Source organism: Corynebacterium ihumii (genome assembly GCF_028609825.1).
Lineage (GTDB): Bacteria > Actinomycetota > Actinomycetes > Mycobacteriales > Mycobacteriaceae > Corynebacterium > Corynebacterium afermentans.
This window is the reverse complement of the sequence record NZ_CP063190.1, coordinates 942351-956887: the sequence shown is the minus strand read 5'-3', so window position 1 is coordinate 956887 and position 14537 is coordinate 942351. Positions and strand designations below refer to the sequence as shown.

Sequence of the window (14537 nt, the reverse complement as noted above, 5' to 3'; positions counted from 1 at the left end):
CGCATTCACGCATCCATCTTTACCTATTTCGGCCCGCGTGTGTGGGAGGCCCGCGCTACCCTGGCTGATGGAATGCAGGCAGGTTGAGAGGGTCAGTAAAAAATGGTTGCTCGCTTTGGCATCGACGATGTGCGCCCCCAGGTTTCCGGGCGCACGCTGCCCGCGAAGGCGGTGGTCGGCGAGGTCGTGCCCGTTTCGGCGCTGGTGTGGCGCGAAGGCCACGACGCGATCGCTGCGACACTGGTGCTGGTGTCGCCTACCGGCGAGCAGTTTACGGTGCCGATGCATCAGGAGGTCTACCGCCCGGATTACGTCCACGCCGTGTTCATCCCCCGCGAAAAGGGGCTGTGGCGCTACCGGGTGGACGCGTGGAGCGACGTGATGGCCACGTGGCGCAATGCGGTGGAGAAGAAGCTCGCCGCGGGCCAGACCGAAAAAGAGCTGGCCAGCGACATCGCCCACGGCGCGGACCTGTTCGCCGCGGCGATTGCCCAGACCCCCGCGCCGCAGGTGCTGGAAAACGCCCGCGCCACGCTTCTCGACGACACGCTCCCGCTCGCCGACCGCATCGCGCCGTGCGTCTCCACCGAGGTGCGCGACGTGCTGACCGAGTACCCGCTGCGTGAGCTGGTCACCCGCGGGCCGGTGGCTGACATCCTGGTGGAGCGCCGCGAGGCGCTGGTGAACTCCTGGTACGAGTTGTTCCCCCGCTCCACCGGCGGCGTGGACGCTAAGGGCAACCCGGTCCACGGCACATGGGAAACCACCGCGGCGCAGCTGAAGCGCGTGGCAGACATGGGCTTCGACACCGTGTACTTCCCGCCGATCCACCCCATCGGCGAGGTCAACCGCAAGGGCCGGAACAACACGCTCACCCCGGAGGATGGTGACGTCGGCTCGCCGTGGGCGATCGGTTCCAAGCACGGCGGCCACGACGCCTTCGACCCGAACCTGGGCGGCGAGGACGAATTCCTTGACATGATGGACCACGCCAACGAGCTGGGCCTGGAAATCGCCCTCGACTTCGCGCTGCAAGCCGCCCCCGACCACCCGTGGGCCAAAGAGCACCCTGAGTTTTTCACCGTGCTCGCAGACGGCACCATCGCGTACGCGGAGAACCCGCCGAAGAAGTACCAGGACATCTACCCGCTCAACTTCGACAACGCCCCGGAGAAGCTCTACGCGGAGATCTACCGCGTGCTCATGTACTGGGTGGACCTGGGCGTGACCACCTTCCGCGTGGACAACCCCCACACCAAGCCGGTGGATTTTTGGCACTGGCTGATTTCCAAGGTGCACGAGACCGACCCGGACGTGGTCTTTCTGGCGGAAGCGTTTACCCGCCCGCCGCGCATGTACGGGCTGTCCAAGGCCGGGTTCTCGCAGTCCTACACCCACTTCACGTGGAAGACCACCAAGGCGGAGCTGACCGATTTCGCCCAGCTGCTCGTGGACGTCGCCGACGTCTCCCGCCCCAACCTCTTCGTCAACACCCCCGACATCCTGCACGCCACGCTGCAACAGGGCGGACCGGCGGCCTTTGCGCTGCGCGCCACGCTGGCTGCCACCATGAGCCCGCTGTGGGGCGTTTATTCCGGCTACGAACTCTACGAGGACCGCCCCGTGGCCGAAGGCAGCGAGGAGTACCACGACAGCGAGAAGTACCAGCTGCGCCACCGAGACTTCGCCGCCGCCCTGGAAAGGGGCGCGTCGCTCGAGCCGTACCTGACCCTGCTCAACCAGATCCGCCGCGATAACCCGGCGCTGCAGCAGCTGCGCCAGATCCGCTTCCACGACATCGCCAACGACCAGATCATCGCCTACTCCAAGGTGGACGCCGAGACCGGCAACGCGGTGCTTGTGGTGATCAACCTGGACCCTTCCTCCACCCAGGAGGGCATGCTGCGTGTCGACGCCTCCGCGGTGGGACTCAACGACGGAGAAACTTTCAAGGTGCACGACCAGATCACCGGCGAGCGCTACACCTGGACTACCGCCGAGACCGGCAACTTCATCCGTCTCGCGCCCGAGAAGAACGTCGCGCACATTTTCCGGTTGCCGGAGGTGCCTTCGGCTCGTCGAGAAGCACTTGCGTACCGTCAGATTTCAGACCACGACTACCGTCCCTAAGGAAGCCAATGAACACCGACCTGCTCATCCCCGAAGGCGACCGCCAGCGCCTCATCGAGTGCAAGCACCACGCGCCCCACGATTTCTACGGCTGGCACCGCGTGGGCGCAGGATCCGTCGTGCGCACCCGCTTCCTCGGCGCGGAGCGCGTGGAGCTGCTCATCCACAACGGCGCGCGCGCCATGGAACCCACCGGCGACGACATCTGGGCAATCTCGCTTGACGACGAGCACGCGCCCGACTACCGCTTCCGCGTCACCTACCCCGGCGCCGAACCGCGCATCGTGGCGGACGCGTACCACTTCCTGCCCACCCTGGGCTCGCTGGATCTCCACCTGATCAACGAGGGCCGCCACGAGCGCCTCTGGGAGGTTCTCGGCGCGAACGTGCGCTCCTACGAGACCTCCCTGGGCGAGGTCCGCGGCACCTCTTTTGCCGTGTGGGCGCCGAACGCCCAGGGTGTGGCCGTCATCGGCGATTTCTGCGGGTGGAACCCCAACCAGTACCCCATGCGCTCCTTGGGTGCCTCCGGCGTGTGGGAGATTTTCATCCCCGGTATCGGCGACGGCGCGACCTACAAGTACGCGATCCAGACCGCCGACGGCACCCGCGTGGACAAGGCCGACCCGCTGGCCAAGCGCACGCTGACCCCGCCGGAGACCGTCTCCGTGGTGGCCGCGCCGAGCGAGTTCGAGTGGACCGACAGCGAGTGGATGAACGCGCGCGCCGGCATCGACCCCACTAACTCCGCCATGAGCGTCTACGAGTGCCACATCGGCTCCTGGAAGCAGGGCTCCAACTACGCCACCCTGACCGAGGAGCTCGTGCCCTACCTGGTGGAAAACGGCTTCACCCACGTGGAGTTTCTGCCCGTGGCCGAGCACCCCTTCGGAGGCTCCTGGGGCTACCAAGTCACCGGCTACTACGCCCCGACCGCGCGCTGGGGCACCCCGGACGAGTTCCGCAAACTCGTGGACACGCTGCACACCAACGGCATCGGCGTGCTGGTGGACTGGGTGCCCGCCCACTTCCCCAAAGACGACTTCGCGCTCGCGCGTTTCGACGGCACCGCCCTCTACGAGCACCCCGACTGGCGCCGCGGCGAGCAGAAAGACTGGGGCACCTACGTCTTCGACTTCGGCCGCCGCGAAGTGCGCAACTTCCTGGTGGCAAACGCGCTGTACTGGTGCGATGAGTTCCACCTGGACGGCCTGCGCGTAGACGCGGTGGCCTCCATGCTCTACCTGGATTACTCCCGCGAGCCCGGCGAGTGGCTGCCCAACCAATACGGCGGACGCGAGCACTGGGAGGCCGTGCAGTTTTTGCAGGAGATGAACGCCACCGTGCACCGCGAGCACCCCGGCGTGCTCACCATCGCCGAGGAATCCACCGCCTGGCCGGGCGTGACCGCGCAGACCGACGCTGACGGGCTGGGTTTCTCCCTGAAGTGGAACATGGGCTGGATGAACGACACCTTGGAGTACTTCTCCCTGGACCCCATCCACCGCTCCTACCACCACAACGAGATCACTTTCTCGCTGGTCTACGCGTTCTCCGAGCGCTACGTCCTGCCGTTTAGCCACGACGAGGTCGTCCACGGCAAGGGTTCGCTGTGGACGCGCATGCCCGGCGACGACTGGAACAAGGCCGCCGGCCTTCGCGCCCTCTACGGCTACATGTTCTCGCACCCCGGCAAGCAGCTGCTGTTCATGGGCTGCGAGTGGGGCCAGACCACCGAGTGGGACGAGGCCCACTCCGTCAACTGGGACAACATCTCCGATAGCTGGGGCCACGGCTACCACCGCGGCGTGCAGCGCCTCGTGCGCGATCTCAACCGCGTCTACCGCGACACCCCGGCGCTGTACTCGCAGGACAACACCCCGATGGGCTTCCAGTGGGTCAAGGGCGACGACGCCGCGAACAACATCCTCGCCTACATCCGCTGGGGCGTGGACGCCACCCCGGTGCTCGCGGTGGTGAACCTCTCTGGGGTTTCCCAGCCCAACTACCGCCTGGGGCTTCCCGAGGCCGGCGAGTGGGAGCTTTTAGTCAACACCGACGACGCCGTCTACGGCGGCGCCGGCAACGACCTGCCGCAGGTGCTCACCACCGAGCCGACCGAGTGGGACCGCTTCGAGCAGTCCACCGAGCTGCACGTGCCGGCGATGAGCGCGCAGTACTACATCCTGCGCCGCTAGAACAGGGCGCTTGCGAGCCGGGTGCGCGCCGCGATCACGCGCGGGTCGCCCGGCTCGAGCAGCGTCAACAGCTCCAGCAGGCGCTCCTTGGCGCGCGGCTCGGCCTTGACGTGCTCTAGCAGACGGTCGAAGGCCGCCTCCGGGTCGCCTGCGACAAACTCCTTGTCCGCGAGCCACAGCAGCTTATCGACGTCATCCTCCGGTTCCCCCTTCCCCTGCACCCTTTTCAGCACAGCCACGGTCGCCTTGGCCTGTTTGATATCGGCGTTGGTGGGGTCGTCAGCGAGGATCTCGTCGTACACCGCCGTGGCGGCGTCGAAGTCGCCCGCGTTGAGCGCCTCGGTCGCGCGGTCCAGGCGGGGGTCGACGTCTTCCTGCTCGGGCGCGTTGTCGTCGACAAGCCCCTTAAGCTGCGGGCCCACCTGGCTGACCAGGGCGCCCACCCACTGCTCGAGCTCGTCGGCCGGCTGGTTGCCCTCAAAGTTGGCCACCGGGCGCCCGCCCGCGAGCGCGACCACGGTGGGCAGCACGCGCACGCCCATGGCCTGCGCGACCTGCGGGGTGGAATCCGCGTCCACGTAGCCGACCATGAACGCGCGCTGGCCTGCCGAGAGCTTCTCAAACTGCTTCTTCAGGCTCTCCGAGTCTGGGCTGCGCGGCGTGCCGATGAGCAGCACCACGGGAATCTGCATGGAGCGCTCGAACACGCCCTTTTCAACGTTGGCCTCAGTGACCGTGATGAACGGCTCGAAGCCGGCCTGCGCCTCGTCGTTGCGCTCCGCGAGCGCTCCTAAGTCGATCGCGCCGCCGGTGAACTGCGGGTTGGTCATGTGCTCTTACGCCTCCAAGTGCTTGTTTAAAGATTCGACTTTCTGCTGCAGCATGTTCTCGTAGCCGGGGCGGATATCCGCCTTGACCACCAGCGACACGCGCGGGGAGACCTCCTCCACCGCCTGCGTCGCCCGCTTGATCACGTCCATGACCTCGTCCCACTCCCCCTCGATGGTGGTGAACATCGCCGTGGTCTCGTGCGGCAGGCCCGATTCGCGGACCACCTTCACCGCTCTGGCGACAACATCGGACATCTCCGCGTTGGAATTTTCGGTCATGGTCGGTGCCACAGAAAACGCTGCAATCATGCGGCCAATACTAGCGCCGCTGCCAGCAGTGCTTGTGCCAGTGCCGCCGGTCGTCCGCGCCGCGTCCGGTATCGCTCGGCCACGCCACCACATGCGCCACCCCGGGCGGGATGTTCTGGTTGCAGCCGGGGCAGATGTAGTACTTCGTCGCGGCCCCCGAGCCGATCTGGCGGACCTTGAAGATCTCCCCGTTGGTCCAGCTCGGCCCCTCCATCTCTTGCGTGCCGATGAACGTGGATCCGTCTTTGGGCAGCACGTAGCGCGGCGCCTGGTTCCGGCGACGGTTCCTGCGCGGCATCAGAACAGGCGCAGCTCCGCGGACTCGATGCCGCGCAGCTCGTCGTAGTCCAGGGTCACGCACTCGAAGCCGCGGTCGCCCGCGAGTGTGCGCGCCTGCGGCTTGATCTCCTGCGCCGCGAACACGCCGCGCACCGGGCGCAGCAGCTCGTCGCGGTTGAGCAGCTCCACGTAGCGGCTGAGCTGCTCCACGCCGTCGATGCCGCCGCGGCGCTTCACCTCCACCGCAAGCGTGCCTCCTTGCGGGTCACGCGCCAGGATGTCCACCGGGCCGATCGCAGTCGGGTACTCGCGGCGCACCAGGGTGACGCCGTCTCCGAGCGTGGTGATGTGCTCCGCTAGAAGCTCCTGCAGGTGCGACTCCACGCCGTCCTTGACCAGGCCAGGATCCTGCCCAAGCTCCTTCGTCTCGTCCAACAGCACCTCAGAAATTGTGATGCGCAGCTGCTCGCCCTTCGGGTTCTCCACGATCCACAGCTCTTCGCCGGTGTCCTCGCCGTCGACGTCCACCACCTGCTCCACACGGGTGGTGCACGGCGGCGTCATCCAGTTCAACGGCTTGTAGGCGCGGTCATCTGCGTGGATGGACACCGAACCGTCCGCCTTGACCAAGATCAGGCGCTTCGCCTCCGGCAGGTGCGCATCCAAGCGGCCGACGTAATCCACAGAGCAACGGGCTATGACAAGACGCATGCCTGTCAGGGTACAGCCGGGCCTAGCGCTCGTTTGCATCGCGCTGCGCCGACTCGCGCTGCGCGCGTTGGGCCAACGAATGCACGTCGATACGCTCCTTACGCACATCCGGGGCTGCCTCCACCCACGACACCAGCCCCATCTCCGTGTGGCGGTCTGCCGCGAACTCGAAGTCACCCTGCGGGCCGGAAAAGCGAAGGACGTGACCGATCTCGGGCATGAACTCCCGTTCACCCTCGGTCACGTCCCTGAAGCCCTCGAACTCCACCCCGCGGCGATCCAGCTCCACGTCGTGGTGGAACGTCAGAGATCGGAGCTTGAAAAACAGCAGCCGCTCCCCGTCGTAGCGCAGCACCCCGTGGCGCCAGCCGTGGATGCCCTGCGCCGGAAGCTCACGCATCATGGCGCGTGCGCCGGAGTTGCGCACCATTGCGAAGCGCCACGCGGCCGCCGCAGCGAGGACGACCAGGACAATCGCTGCAATTGCTGCGAAGACGATCATCCCGGCCCAACCTCCTCGACTCCGCTGGATAGACATTTGCCTGTGATCATATCGCACAAATGCGAAACACCCCCTCCCGGTTTCCCGGGAAGGGGTGCGTTCGTGGCGGTCGGCGTTTATGCCTTCCAGACCAGTTACTGGTTCAAGCGGCGAACCGCGGCGAGCTCCGCCTCGGAGCGAGCCTTGACAACGCGATCTTCGTCGTGGAGGTGCGACTCCGCGTCGGCGGAGTCGACCTCGGAGGCGAAAACGGCGTAGTCGGCCAGGATGGTCACCTTCTCGCCCACAACGGACAGGAAGCCACCCTGGACGGCGGCGACGATGCGCTCGCCGTCGGTCGGGCGGATGGTCACCACACCGTTGTCCTTGAGCTGGCCAAGGATCGGCTCGTGGCCAGGAAGGATGCCGATCTCACCCTCCGTGGTCTGGGCGGTGACAATGCTTGCCTGGCCTTTCCAGAGCATGCGGTCAACCGCGACCAGTTGAGCGGTAAGTTCAGCCATGTTCTACCCTCCTACGCCTGCAGCTTCTTGTACGCAGCCTCGACGTCGTCCAGACCGCCGAGACCGTTGAAGGCCTGCTCCGGGTAGTGGTCGAACTCGCCCTCGCAGATACGCTCGAACGCGTCGATCGTCTCCTCGAGCGGGACGTAGGAGCCCTCGTCGCCGGTGAACTTCTTCGCCACGAAGAAGTTCTGTCCCAGGAAGCGCTGGAGCTTACGTGCGCGCTGCACGGTGATCTTGTCTTCCTCGGACAGCTCGTCCATACCGAGAATGGCGATGATGTCCTGCAGCTCCTTGTTCTTCTGCAGGATACCGATCACCCGCTGAGCGACCGCGTAGTGGCGCTCGCCGACAATGCCCGGCTCGAGAATACGGGACGTGGAGGTCAGCGGATCCACGGCCGGGTAGATGCCCTTCGACGCGATCGAACGGGAAAGCTCGGTGGTCGCATCGAGGTGGGCGAAGGTGGTGGCCGGAGCCGGGTCGGTGTAGTCGTCCGCCGGCACGTACACGGCCTGCAGCGACGTAATCGAACGGCCCTTGGTCGAGGTAATGCGCTCCTGGAGCACACCCATCTCGTCGGCCAGGGTCGGCTGGTAACCCACAGCGGAAGGCATGCGGCCCAGCAGGGTCGACACCTCGGAGCCCGCCTGGGTGAAGCGGAAGATGTTGTCGATGAACAGCAGCACGTCCTGGTTCTGCACATCGCGGAAGTACTCCGCCATGGTCAGGCCGGACAGGGCCACGCGCATACGGACCCCCGGCGGCTCATCCATCTGGCCGAAGACAAGCGCGGTGTCCTGCAGCACGCCCATGTCTTCCATCTCGAGGAACAGGTCGGTGCCCTCACGGGTGCGCTCGCCCACGCCGGCGAAGACCGAGGTACCGGAGAACTCGCGTGCAATACGCGTAATCATCTCCTGGATCAGCACGGTCTTGCCCACGCCAGCGCCGCCGAACAGGCCGATCTTGCCGCCCTTGACGTACGGGGTGAGCAGGTCGATGACCTTAATACCGGTCTCCAGGATCTCGGTCTTACCCTCGAGGTCCTTGAATGCTGGCGGTTCGCGGTGGATGCCCCAGCGCTCGCCGTTCTCGCCTACCGACGGGTCGTCCAGGCACTGGCCGAGCGCGTTGAACACGTGGCCCTTCACCTGGTCGCCGACCGGCACGGAGATCGGGTTGCCGGAGTCCGCCACCTTGGCGCCGCGGACAAGTCCGTCGGTCGGCGCCATGGCAATGGTGCGCATGAGGTTGTCACCCAGGAACTGGGCGACCTCGAGCACGATCGTGCGGGACATTTCGCCGAGGTCGATGTCGACCTCGAGCGCGTTGTACAGAGCGGGCAGCTCGCCACGCGGGAACTCCACGTCGACGACTGCGCCAATGACGCGCACGACACGGCCGTTCTCAGAACCGCGCGGGTTCTGAGTGTTCTCGACCTGAGCCGGGGCGGTGTCGGTCTCAGAAGCCGCACCCGCCAGCTCGTCGTTGCGCTCATCAAAAGAGTGAGCAGTAGTCATGATTTAGTCACTTTCTCCACTACCGGACAGCGCGCCAGCGCCGCCGATAATCTCGGTGATTTCCTGGGTGATCTTTGCCTGACGGGCTTGGTTAGCTTCACGGGACAGGTCGTTAGCCAGCTCCGTAGCGTTGTCCGTCGCGTTCTTCATAGCCGTACGGCGCGATGCCGACTCCGCTGCAGCGGACTCCAGGAAGATCGAGTAGAGCAACCTAGAGACGTACACCGGAAGCAGCTCTTCCATCAGCGTGTCAGCGTCGGGCTCGAAGTTCATGTCCGGGCGCACGTCGCCGGAAGTAGTCAGCATGTCCTGCTGCTCGTACTTGAACTCCTCCAGCACCGGCTCAATCGGCAGGAGCTGGGCGACTCGAGCCTCCTGCGACAGCATGGAGACGAACTCGGTGTAGACAACGTGCACGACGTCGAAGCCGCGCACGGTGCCACCTTCGGCACCGTCGACACGCAGCGGCACCGAGGACTCGGAGCCTGCCATGTAGCCGTCGATGATCTGGTGGCGCACGCCGTGGGTGTCATCCCACGACGGCTGCTGCGAGAACCCGGTCCAAGAACCCTGAACGTCCATGTCGCGGAACTTGAAGTGCGTGACGCCCTTGTTGCCGGTGACGTAGCGGACTACCTCGTACCCGGCATCGGTGAGCATGCGCTCCAGCTGCGTCGCCTTTTTCAGGACGTTGTGGTTGTAACCGCCGGCCATACCGCGGTCAGAGGTGACCACGAGGATTGCCGCGACCCGGCCGTTCTCACGCTCATGGAGCATGGGGTGGGCCAGGGAGCTCGCGGACGCGAGGCGTTCCATGACGTCTTTCAGCTCGTCGGCGTACGGCTTAGCCGCCTCGACGCGCTGCTGGGCCTTGGTGATCTGCGCGGTGGCAATCAGTTCCTGGGCCTTCGTGATTTTCTTCGTTGAGTTGACGGACCTGATGCGGTCGCGCAATTCGCGAAGCGTTGCCATGGTGTTTCCTCCCTTCCTTTAAGTAGTTGTCCTAGTCGCGATTCACGCGGTCTAGGAGCGGCTGACGTTGAGCTGGTTCTTGGCCACCTGCTTGGAGTCGAGCGGCTCTGCCTCGGCCTCGCGGACGATGCGCTCGCCGGAGGAAGCCTGGAAGTTGCGTACCAGGTCCTCGTTGAGGCGCAGGATCGCGGCCTTCGAGTCGTCGTCAAGCTGCTTGCCGCCCGCAATCTGGTCGTAGACCTGCGGAGCGTTGGCGCGGATGGCCTCGTGCAGCTCTTCCTCGTAGCGGCGGACGTCCTCGACGGGAACGACGTCGAAAACGCCCTCGTTTGCGGACCAGATCGAGATGATCTGGTACTCGACGGCCTGCGGCGCGTGCTCGGACTGCTTCAGCAGCTCCACCAGACGCTGGCCGCGCTCGAGCTGCTTCTTAGAAGCGGAGTCGAGATCGGACGCGAAGGCGGCGAACGCCTCCAGATCGCGGTATGCGGCGAGGTCCAGACGGAGGTTACCGGCGACCTTCTTCATGCCCTTGGTCTGTGCGGCACCACCGACACGGGACACGGAAATGCCCACGTCGATAGCCGGGCGCACGCCCTGGTTGAAGAGGTCGGACTGCAGGAAGACCTGGCCGTCAGTAATCGAGATGACGTTGGTCGGAATGAAAGCGCCCACGTCGTTCGCCTTCGTCTCGATGATCGGCAGTGCGGTCAAAGAACCTGCGCCGAGCTCGTCGTTGAGCTTGGCGGCACGCTCCAGCAGGCGGGAGTGCAGGTAGAACACGTCGCCCGGGTATGCCTCGCGGCCCGGCGGGCGGCGCAGCAGCAGGGAGATCGCACGGTAGGCCTCAGCCTGCTTGGTCAGGTCATCGTAGATCACCAGGACGTGCTTGCCCTGGTACATCCAGTGCTGGCCCAGGGCCGCACCGGAGAACGGCGCCAGCCACTTGAAGCCAGCGGAGTCGGAAGCCGGAGCAGCCACGATAGTGGTGTACTCCAGAGCACCGGCCTCCTCCAGAGTCTGGCGCACACCAGCAATGGTGGAGCCCTTCTGGCCGACGGCGACGTAGATGCAGCGCACCTGCTTCGACGGGTCACCGGTCTCCCAGAACTCCTTCTGGTTGAGGATGGTGTCGATGCAGACTGCGGTCTTGCCGGTCTTGCGGTCGCCAATGATGAGCTGGCGCTGGCCGCGGCCGATCGGGGTCATGGCGTCGATCGCCTTCATGCCGGTCTGCAGCGGTTCCTCGACCGGCTGGCGGTCGAGAACGCCTGCGGCCTGGAGCTCCAGTGCGCGCTCTTCGTTGGACTCGATGGGGCCCAGGCCGTCGATCGGCTGGCCCAGGGGGTTAATCACGCGGCCGAGGAAGTTCTCGCCGACCGGGATCGAGAGAACCTCGCCCGTTCGCTTGACTTCGTCGCCCTCGGAAAGGGTCTCAAAATTACCCAGCACCACGACACCGATGGTGTCGGTCTCGAGGTTCTGTGCGACGCCAATGACGCCGTTCGGGAACTCGAGCAGCTCATTCGTCATGCAACCTGGCAGCCCGGAAACCTGGGCAATACCATCTGCAGCCGAAGTCACCACGCCGACCTCCTCACGGGAGGCCTCCGCGGAGTAGCTCGAGGTGTAGTTCGCTATCGCGCTACGGATCTCATCGGAGGAGATCGTCAGCTCCGCCATGTTCTTCCTGCTCTCGGTAGTTTCTTCCAGCATGTTGTTTTTCTATTTGGTCGCCTGGGCCGCCATGTCGGTGCGAAGGCGGTTAACTTTCCCGCGCGTCGAACCGTCGATGACCTCATCGCCCACACGGACGACCATTCCGCCGAGGAGGCTGGGGTCAACCTCAGAGTGGATGGCCATCTCGCGACCGTAAATCTGCTCCAGCTTGCGGGCCAGTGCATCGCGCTGGGTGTCGCTGAGTGTCTCAGCGGCCTTCACACGTGCGACAGCCTTGCCACGCAGCTCCGCGACGCCCGCGGCCAGCTCGGCCAAGTCGTCGACGGGGTTGTGGTGGGGGCGGCCGATAGCCTGCAATGCCAGTGCCTCGGTGAACATCGTCACCTTGCCGTAAATCACGCTAGCCAACAGTCCGCGCTTCTGCGCCGGGGTCGCGGTGCGGTCGGAGAGCAGCTGGGTCAGCTCCTTCTCCCCTTCGAGCAGCGTGGAGAGCTGGTACAGCTCGTTTTCCACCTGCTCCAGCTGGCCCTGTTCCTTGGCACCCAGCTCCAGCGCGCGACGGCCGAGGTTGACCAGACCAGCGCGTAACTCGCGCGGGGTCGACCACTCCTGTTGCGCCGCAGCGGTGAGGATGTTCAAGGTGGGCTCCGCAACCTTGTTGCCGAAGACGTCGCGGATGATGCCCTCGCGCTGCGAGGAATCCAGCGACGTGTCGGCCACGGCGATACGCAGTGCGCGCTCGGTGTCGAGCTGGTCCACGGTGAGGAACAGCTCGGTACCGATCTGCGCAGCCACGGCGACGGAATTGTCGGCGTTCCGGATCAGCTCTTCGAGCTTGCCCGTAACGTGCGACTGTGCTTCGCGACTAGCTGCCTTCATCTCGCCTACTTCCTCGTCGACACGTGGTCGAGCTCGCTTAAGAACTCGTCGATCGTGTTCGAGCGGCGGGTCGAATCCGACAGCTCGGTGCCCAGCAGACGCTCAGCCAGCGAGATGGAGTTCTGGCCCATCTCGTTGCGCAGCTCAGCGACAACCTCCTCGCGGGAGGCCTGCAGCTGCTTCTCGCCGGAGGCGATGATGCGGCGGGCCTCTTCCTCGGCGCGGGCACGAGACTCAGCCTCGATTTCCTTGCCGCGGGTGCGGGCGGCTTCACGGATTTCAGCGGCCTCGTGGCGCGCCTCCGCAAGCTCGGCGTTGTTCTTCTCCAGGGCAGCCTTGGCTTCCTTTTGGGCGACCTCAGCACGCTCGATGCCACCCTTGATTCGGTCTTCGCGCTCCGCCAGCACTTCCTGGAACTTCGGAATGACGTACTTCGCAAAAAGTAGGCCGACGATGATGAAAACGACAAGAGACCAAACCACGTCGTAGCCGGCCGGCAGAAGAATGGAAGGTTCATTCTCCCCCGGCAGCTTCTCGCTGGCCTCTGCAGCAGCGAGGAATGCAGTGACGTTAGTCATTGGTTGCTCCTGATCTAAAAAATGTACGGGTTACTGGTTCGTGTTTTTTAGAACAGGAAGCCGGCGACGAGGCCGATCAGGGCAAGCGCCTCGACGAAGGCGATACCCAGGAACATGGTGGTGCGCAGCTGGCCAGCCATCTCCGGCTGGCGAGCCATGCCCTCGACGGTCTTGCCGACGAGCATGCCGATGCCGATGCCCGGGCCGATGGTTGCAAGGCCGTAGCCGATGGTGCCGAGACCCTCGTAGCGGTTCACGGTCTCCGCTGCCTGAGCAAGAATGATGTCGTTCATGTGAAAGTCGTTCCCTTTCTAAGTGCTCTCCCGCGGGTTGCGGGTGAGCGAGTGACAGATTGTGGGGTTATTCAGTTGGCCGTGTGGTCGCGCTTTGTTAATGCGCATCCGCGTGCAGCGACAGCTCGATGTACACCGCAGTCAGCAGGGCAAAGATGTACGCCTGCAGGAAGATGATGATCAACTCGTATGCGGTGAACAGCAGTGCTGCGATGAGGGTCAGGCCACTCACTGCCGTCCATGCGTTCAGCTGCCAGAAGAAGAAGTTCGTGGCGGAGTACAGCAGGACGAGAATGATGTGGCCAGCCAGGAAGTTCGCCATAAGACGAAGAGCCAGGGTGACCGGACGCAGAATAAACGTCGAGAAGAACTCGATCGGCACCACCAGAAGGTGGAGCAGCGGCGGAAGGCCGGGAATCACGGTCGAGTGCTTGAAGAAAGCGATGCCGTAGCGCTTCACGCCGGCGTAGATCATCGCGATGTAGGCCGCAACCGCCATGACGATCGGCATGCCGATACGTGCGTTAGGCGAGATGTTCAGGCCCGGGATGATCGTTGCGACGTTCATGAACAGCGTGGTGAAGAAGATGGTGCACAGCAGCGGCAGGAACCGCTTGCCGTCCTTCTTCCCCAGCGTGTCCTCCGCGATGTTGACGCGGACGAAATCGACACCGATCTCGGCGACATTCTGCAGCCCCTTAGGAACCAGCTTCGGGTTCCGGAAGGCAATAACAAAGAGGAGCACCAAAATCGCCGCCATGAAGAGGCGGACGAGCATGATGCGATCGAGTGCGAACCACCCATTAGCGAAGTCTTCGCCAATGAGCTGGCCGTACGTCTGCCCCGGGAAAAATTCTGGACCAAGCGAAGGTGCGTGGAATTCACCCTTCATGGCCAAAGTTGTAACGCTCAGCGTTCTCTCCCGTTCTCGGGCCGCGCTCCGATGCGCTCGGCGCGCGGTGCGATGGACGTCTTCAACAAAGACTGCCTCCGCGGCGGACTCCGTCGCACATCTGCTTCCGCGGGGGCAGGGGATGTCGTTCTTCTGCCGGTTTCCCCTGCTTACGAGGGTTAATATCGACTCGGAACAAACCCAGCGGTAATCCTAACAGGCGATCCGCGCAAAGTAGGTTTTACCTGTGCAATTGTC

At 64.6% G+C, this 14537-nt stretch carries 15 protein-coding genes; 2 read left to right on the top strand and 13 right to left on the bottom strand.

From position 1 onward, the window contains the following. The first annotated feature begins 102 nt into the window (after positions 1–102). On the top strand, positions 103–2130 hold the full coding sequence (locus CIHUM_RS04785; RefSeq protein ID WP_034999838.1) for a maltotransferase domain-containing protein: 2028 nt from the start codon (positions 103–105) through the stop codon (positions 2128–2130). Between the two features lie 8 nt (positions 2131–2138). After that, positions 2139–4328 (top strand): 1,4-alpha-glucan branching protein GlgB, encoded by a 2190-nt coding sequence (glgB, locus tag CIHUM_RS04780; RefSeq protein ID WP_187370394.1) that lies wholly within the window; start codon positions 2139–2141, stop codon positions 4326–4328. On the opposite strand, the gene CIHUM_RS04775 is transcribed toward glgB, so the two are convergent. The 13 genes from CIHUM_RS04775 to atpB all read right to left on the bottom strand — a co-directional run bounded on the left by CIHUM_RS04775 (position 4325) and on the right by atpB (position 14279). Continuing rightward, positions 4325–5158: a tetratricopeptide repeat protein gene (locus CIHUM_RS04775; RefSeq protein WP_273680243.1), complete on the bottom strand. Its 834-nt coding sequence runs from the start codon at positions 5156–5158 to the stop codon at positions 4325–4327. The two genes, glgB and CIHUM_RS04775, sit on opposite strands and share 4 nt — an antisense overlap. A gap of 6 nt (positions 5159–5164) precedes the next feature. Then, positions 5165–5467 carry an MTH1187 family thiamine-binding protein gene (locus tag CIHUM_RS04770; RefSeq protein WP_034999836.1) on the bottom strand — a complete coding sequence of 101 codons (303 nt, stop codon included), beginning with the start codon at positions 5465–5467 and terminating at the stop codon, positions 5165–5167. A 10-nt stretch (positions 5468–5477) separates the two neighbouring features. Continuing rightward, on the bottom strand, positions 5478–5765 hold the full coding sequence (locus tag CIHUM_RS04765) for a hypothetical protein (RefSeq protein WP_034999835.1): 288 nt from the start codon (positions 5763–5765) through the stop codon (positions 5478–5480). Continuing rightward, positions 5765–6457: an endonuclease NucS gene (nucS, locus tag CIHUM_RS04760; RefSeq protein ID WP_034999834.1), complete on the bottom strand. Its 693-nt coding sequence runs from the start codon at positions 6455–6457 to the stop codon at positions 5765–5767. The genes CIHUM_RS04765 and nucS overlap by 1 nt, the downstream gene beginning before the upstream one ends. Positions 6458–6479: 22 nt before the next feature. Then, the gene (locus CIHUM_RS04755) at positions 6480–6959 is read right to left on the bottom strand and encodes a DUF2550 domain-containing protein (RefSeq protein ID WP_034999833.1); all 480 of its coding nucleotides are present in this window, start codon (positions 6957–6959) and stop codon (positions 6480–6482) included. 134 nt (positions 6960–7093) lie between these two features. Continuing rightward, on the bottom strand, positions 7094–7462 hold the full coding sequence (locus CIHUM_RS04750) for a F0F1 ATP synthase subunit epsilon (RefSeq protein WP_034999823.1): 369 nt from the start codon (positions 7460–7462) through the stop codon (positions 7094–7096). A gap of 11 nt (positions 7463–7473) precedes the next feature. Beyond that, positions 7474–8985, bottom strand: coding sequence for a F0F1 ATP synthase subunit beta (gene atpD / locus CIHUM_RS04745; protein ID WP_034999821.1), 1512 nt, complete (start codon positions 8983–8985; stop codon positions 7474–7476). 3 nt (positions 8986–8988) lie between these two features. Further along, the gene (locus tag CIHUM_RS04740) at positions 8989–9957 is read right to left on the bottom strand and encodes a F0F1 ATP synthase subunit gamma (protein ID WP_034999819.1); all 969 of its coding nucleotides are present in this window, start codon (positions 9955–9957) and stop codon (positions 8989–8991) included. Positions 9958–10008: 51 nt separating this feature from the next. Beyond that, complete coding sequence (gene atpA, locus CIHUM_RS04735; protein WP_034999817.1) at positions 10009–11673, bottom strand: F0F1 ATP synthase subunit alpha; 1665 nt, start codon at positions 11671–11673, stop codon at positions 10009–10011. Between the two features lie 9 nt (positions 11674–11682). Further along, complete coding sequence (locus CIHUM_RS04730) at positions 11683–12516, bottom strand: F0F1 ATP synthase subunit delta (protein WP_034999815.1); 834 nt, start codon at positions 12514–12516, stop codon at positions 11683–11685. A 5-nt stretch (positions 12517–12521) separates the two neighbouring features. Continuing rightward, positions 12522–13094 carry a F0F1 ATP synthase subunit B gene (locus CIHUM_RS04725; RefSeq protein ID WP_034999813.1) on the bottom strand — a complete coding sequence of 191 codons (573 nt, stop codon included), beginning with the start codon at positions 13092–13094 and terminating at the stop codon, positions 12522–12524. A gap of 47 nt (positions 13095–13141) precedes the next feature. Beyond that, entirely contained in the window at positions 13142–13387 is a 246-nt protein-coding gene (locus tag CIHUM_RS04720; RefSeq protein ID WP_034999811.1) for an ATP synthase F0 subunit C, read from the bottom strand. A gap of 97 nt (positions 13388–13484) precedes the next feature. Next, positions 13485–14279 carry a F0F1 ATP synthase subunit A gene (gene atpB / locus CIHUM_RS04715; RefSeq protein WP_034999809.1) on the bottom strand — a complete coding sequence of 265 codons (795 nt, stop codon included), beginning with the start codon at positions 14277–14279 and terminating at the stop codon, positions 13485–13487. Between the last annotated feature and the right edge of the window lie 258 nt (positions 14280–14537).

Coding starts and splice junctions, on each gene's coding strand:
- CIHUM_RS04740 (WP_034999819.1), bottom strand. CDS start 9,957: ATGGCAACGCTTCGCGAATTGCGCGACCGCATCAGGTCCGTCAACTCA.
- atpB (WP_034999809.1), bottom strand. CDS start 14,279: ATGAAGGGTGAATTCCACGCACCTTCGCTTGGTCCAGAATTTTTCCCG.
- atpA (WP_034999817.1), bottom strand. CDS start 11,673: ATGCTGGAAGAAACTACCGAGAGCAGGAAGAACATGGCGGAGCTGACG.
- CIHUM_RS04725 (WP_034999813.1), bottom strand. CDS start 13,094: ATGACTAACGTCACTGCATTCCTCGCTGCTGCAGAGGCCAGCGAGAAG.
- CIHUM_RS04765 (WP_034999835.1), bottom strand. CDS start 5,765: ATGCCGCGCAGGAACCGTCGCCGGAACCAGGCGCCGCGCTACGTGCTG.
- atpD (WP_034999821.1), bottom strand. CDS start 8,985: ATGACTACTGCTCACTCTTTTGATGAGCGCAACGACGAGCTGGCGGGT.
- glgB (WP_187370394.1), top strand. CDS start 2,139: ATGAACACCGACCTGCTCATCCCCGAAGGCGACCGCCAGCGCCTCATC.
- CIHUM_RS04755 (WP_034999833.1), bottom strand. CDS start 6,959: ATGATCGTCTTCGCAGCAATTGCAGCGATTGTCCTGGTCGTCCTCGCT.
- CIHUM_RS04785 (WP_034999838.1), top strand. CDS start 103: ATGGTTGCTCGCTTTGGCATCGACGATGTGCGCCCCCAGGTTTCCGGG.
- CIHUM_RS04720 (WP_034999811.1), bottom strand. CDS start 13,387: ATGAACGACATCATTCTTGCTCAGGCAGCGGAGACCGTGAACCGCTAC.
- CIHUM_RS04770 (WP_034999836.1), bottom strand. CDS start 5,467: ATGATTGCAGCGTTTTCTGTGGCACCGACCATGACCGAAAATTCCAAC.
- CIHUM_RS04730 (WP_034999815.1), bottom strand. CDS start 12,516: ATGAAGGCAGCTAGTCGCGAAGCACAGTCGCACGTTACGGGCAAGCTC.
- nucS (WP_034999834.1), bottom strand. CDS start 6,457: ATGCGTCTTGTCATAGCCCGTTGCTCTGTGGATTACGTCGGCCGCTTG.
- CIHUM_RS04775 (WP_273680243.1), bottom strand. CDS start 5,158: ATGACCAACCCGCAGTTCACCGGCGGCGCGATCGACTTAGGAGCGCTC.
- CIHUM_RS04750 (WP_034999823.1), bottom strand. CDS start 7,462: ATGGCTGAACTTACCGCTCAACTGGTCGCGGTTGACCGCATGCTCTGG.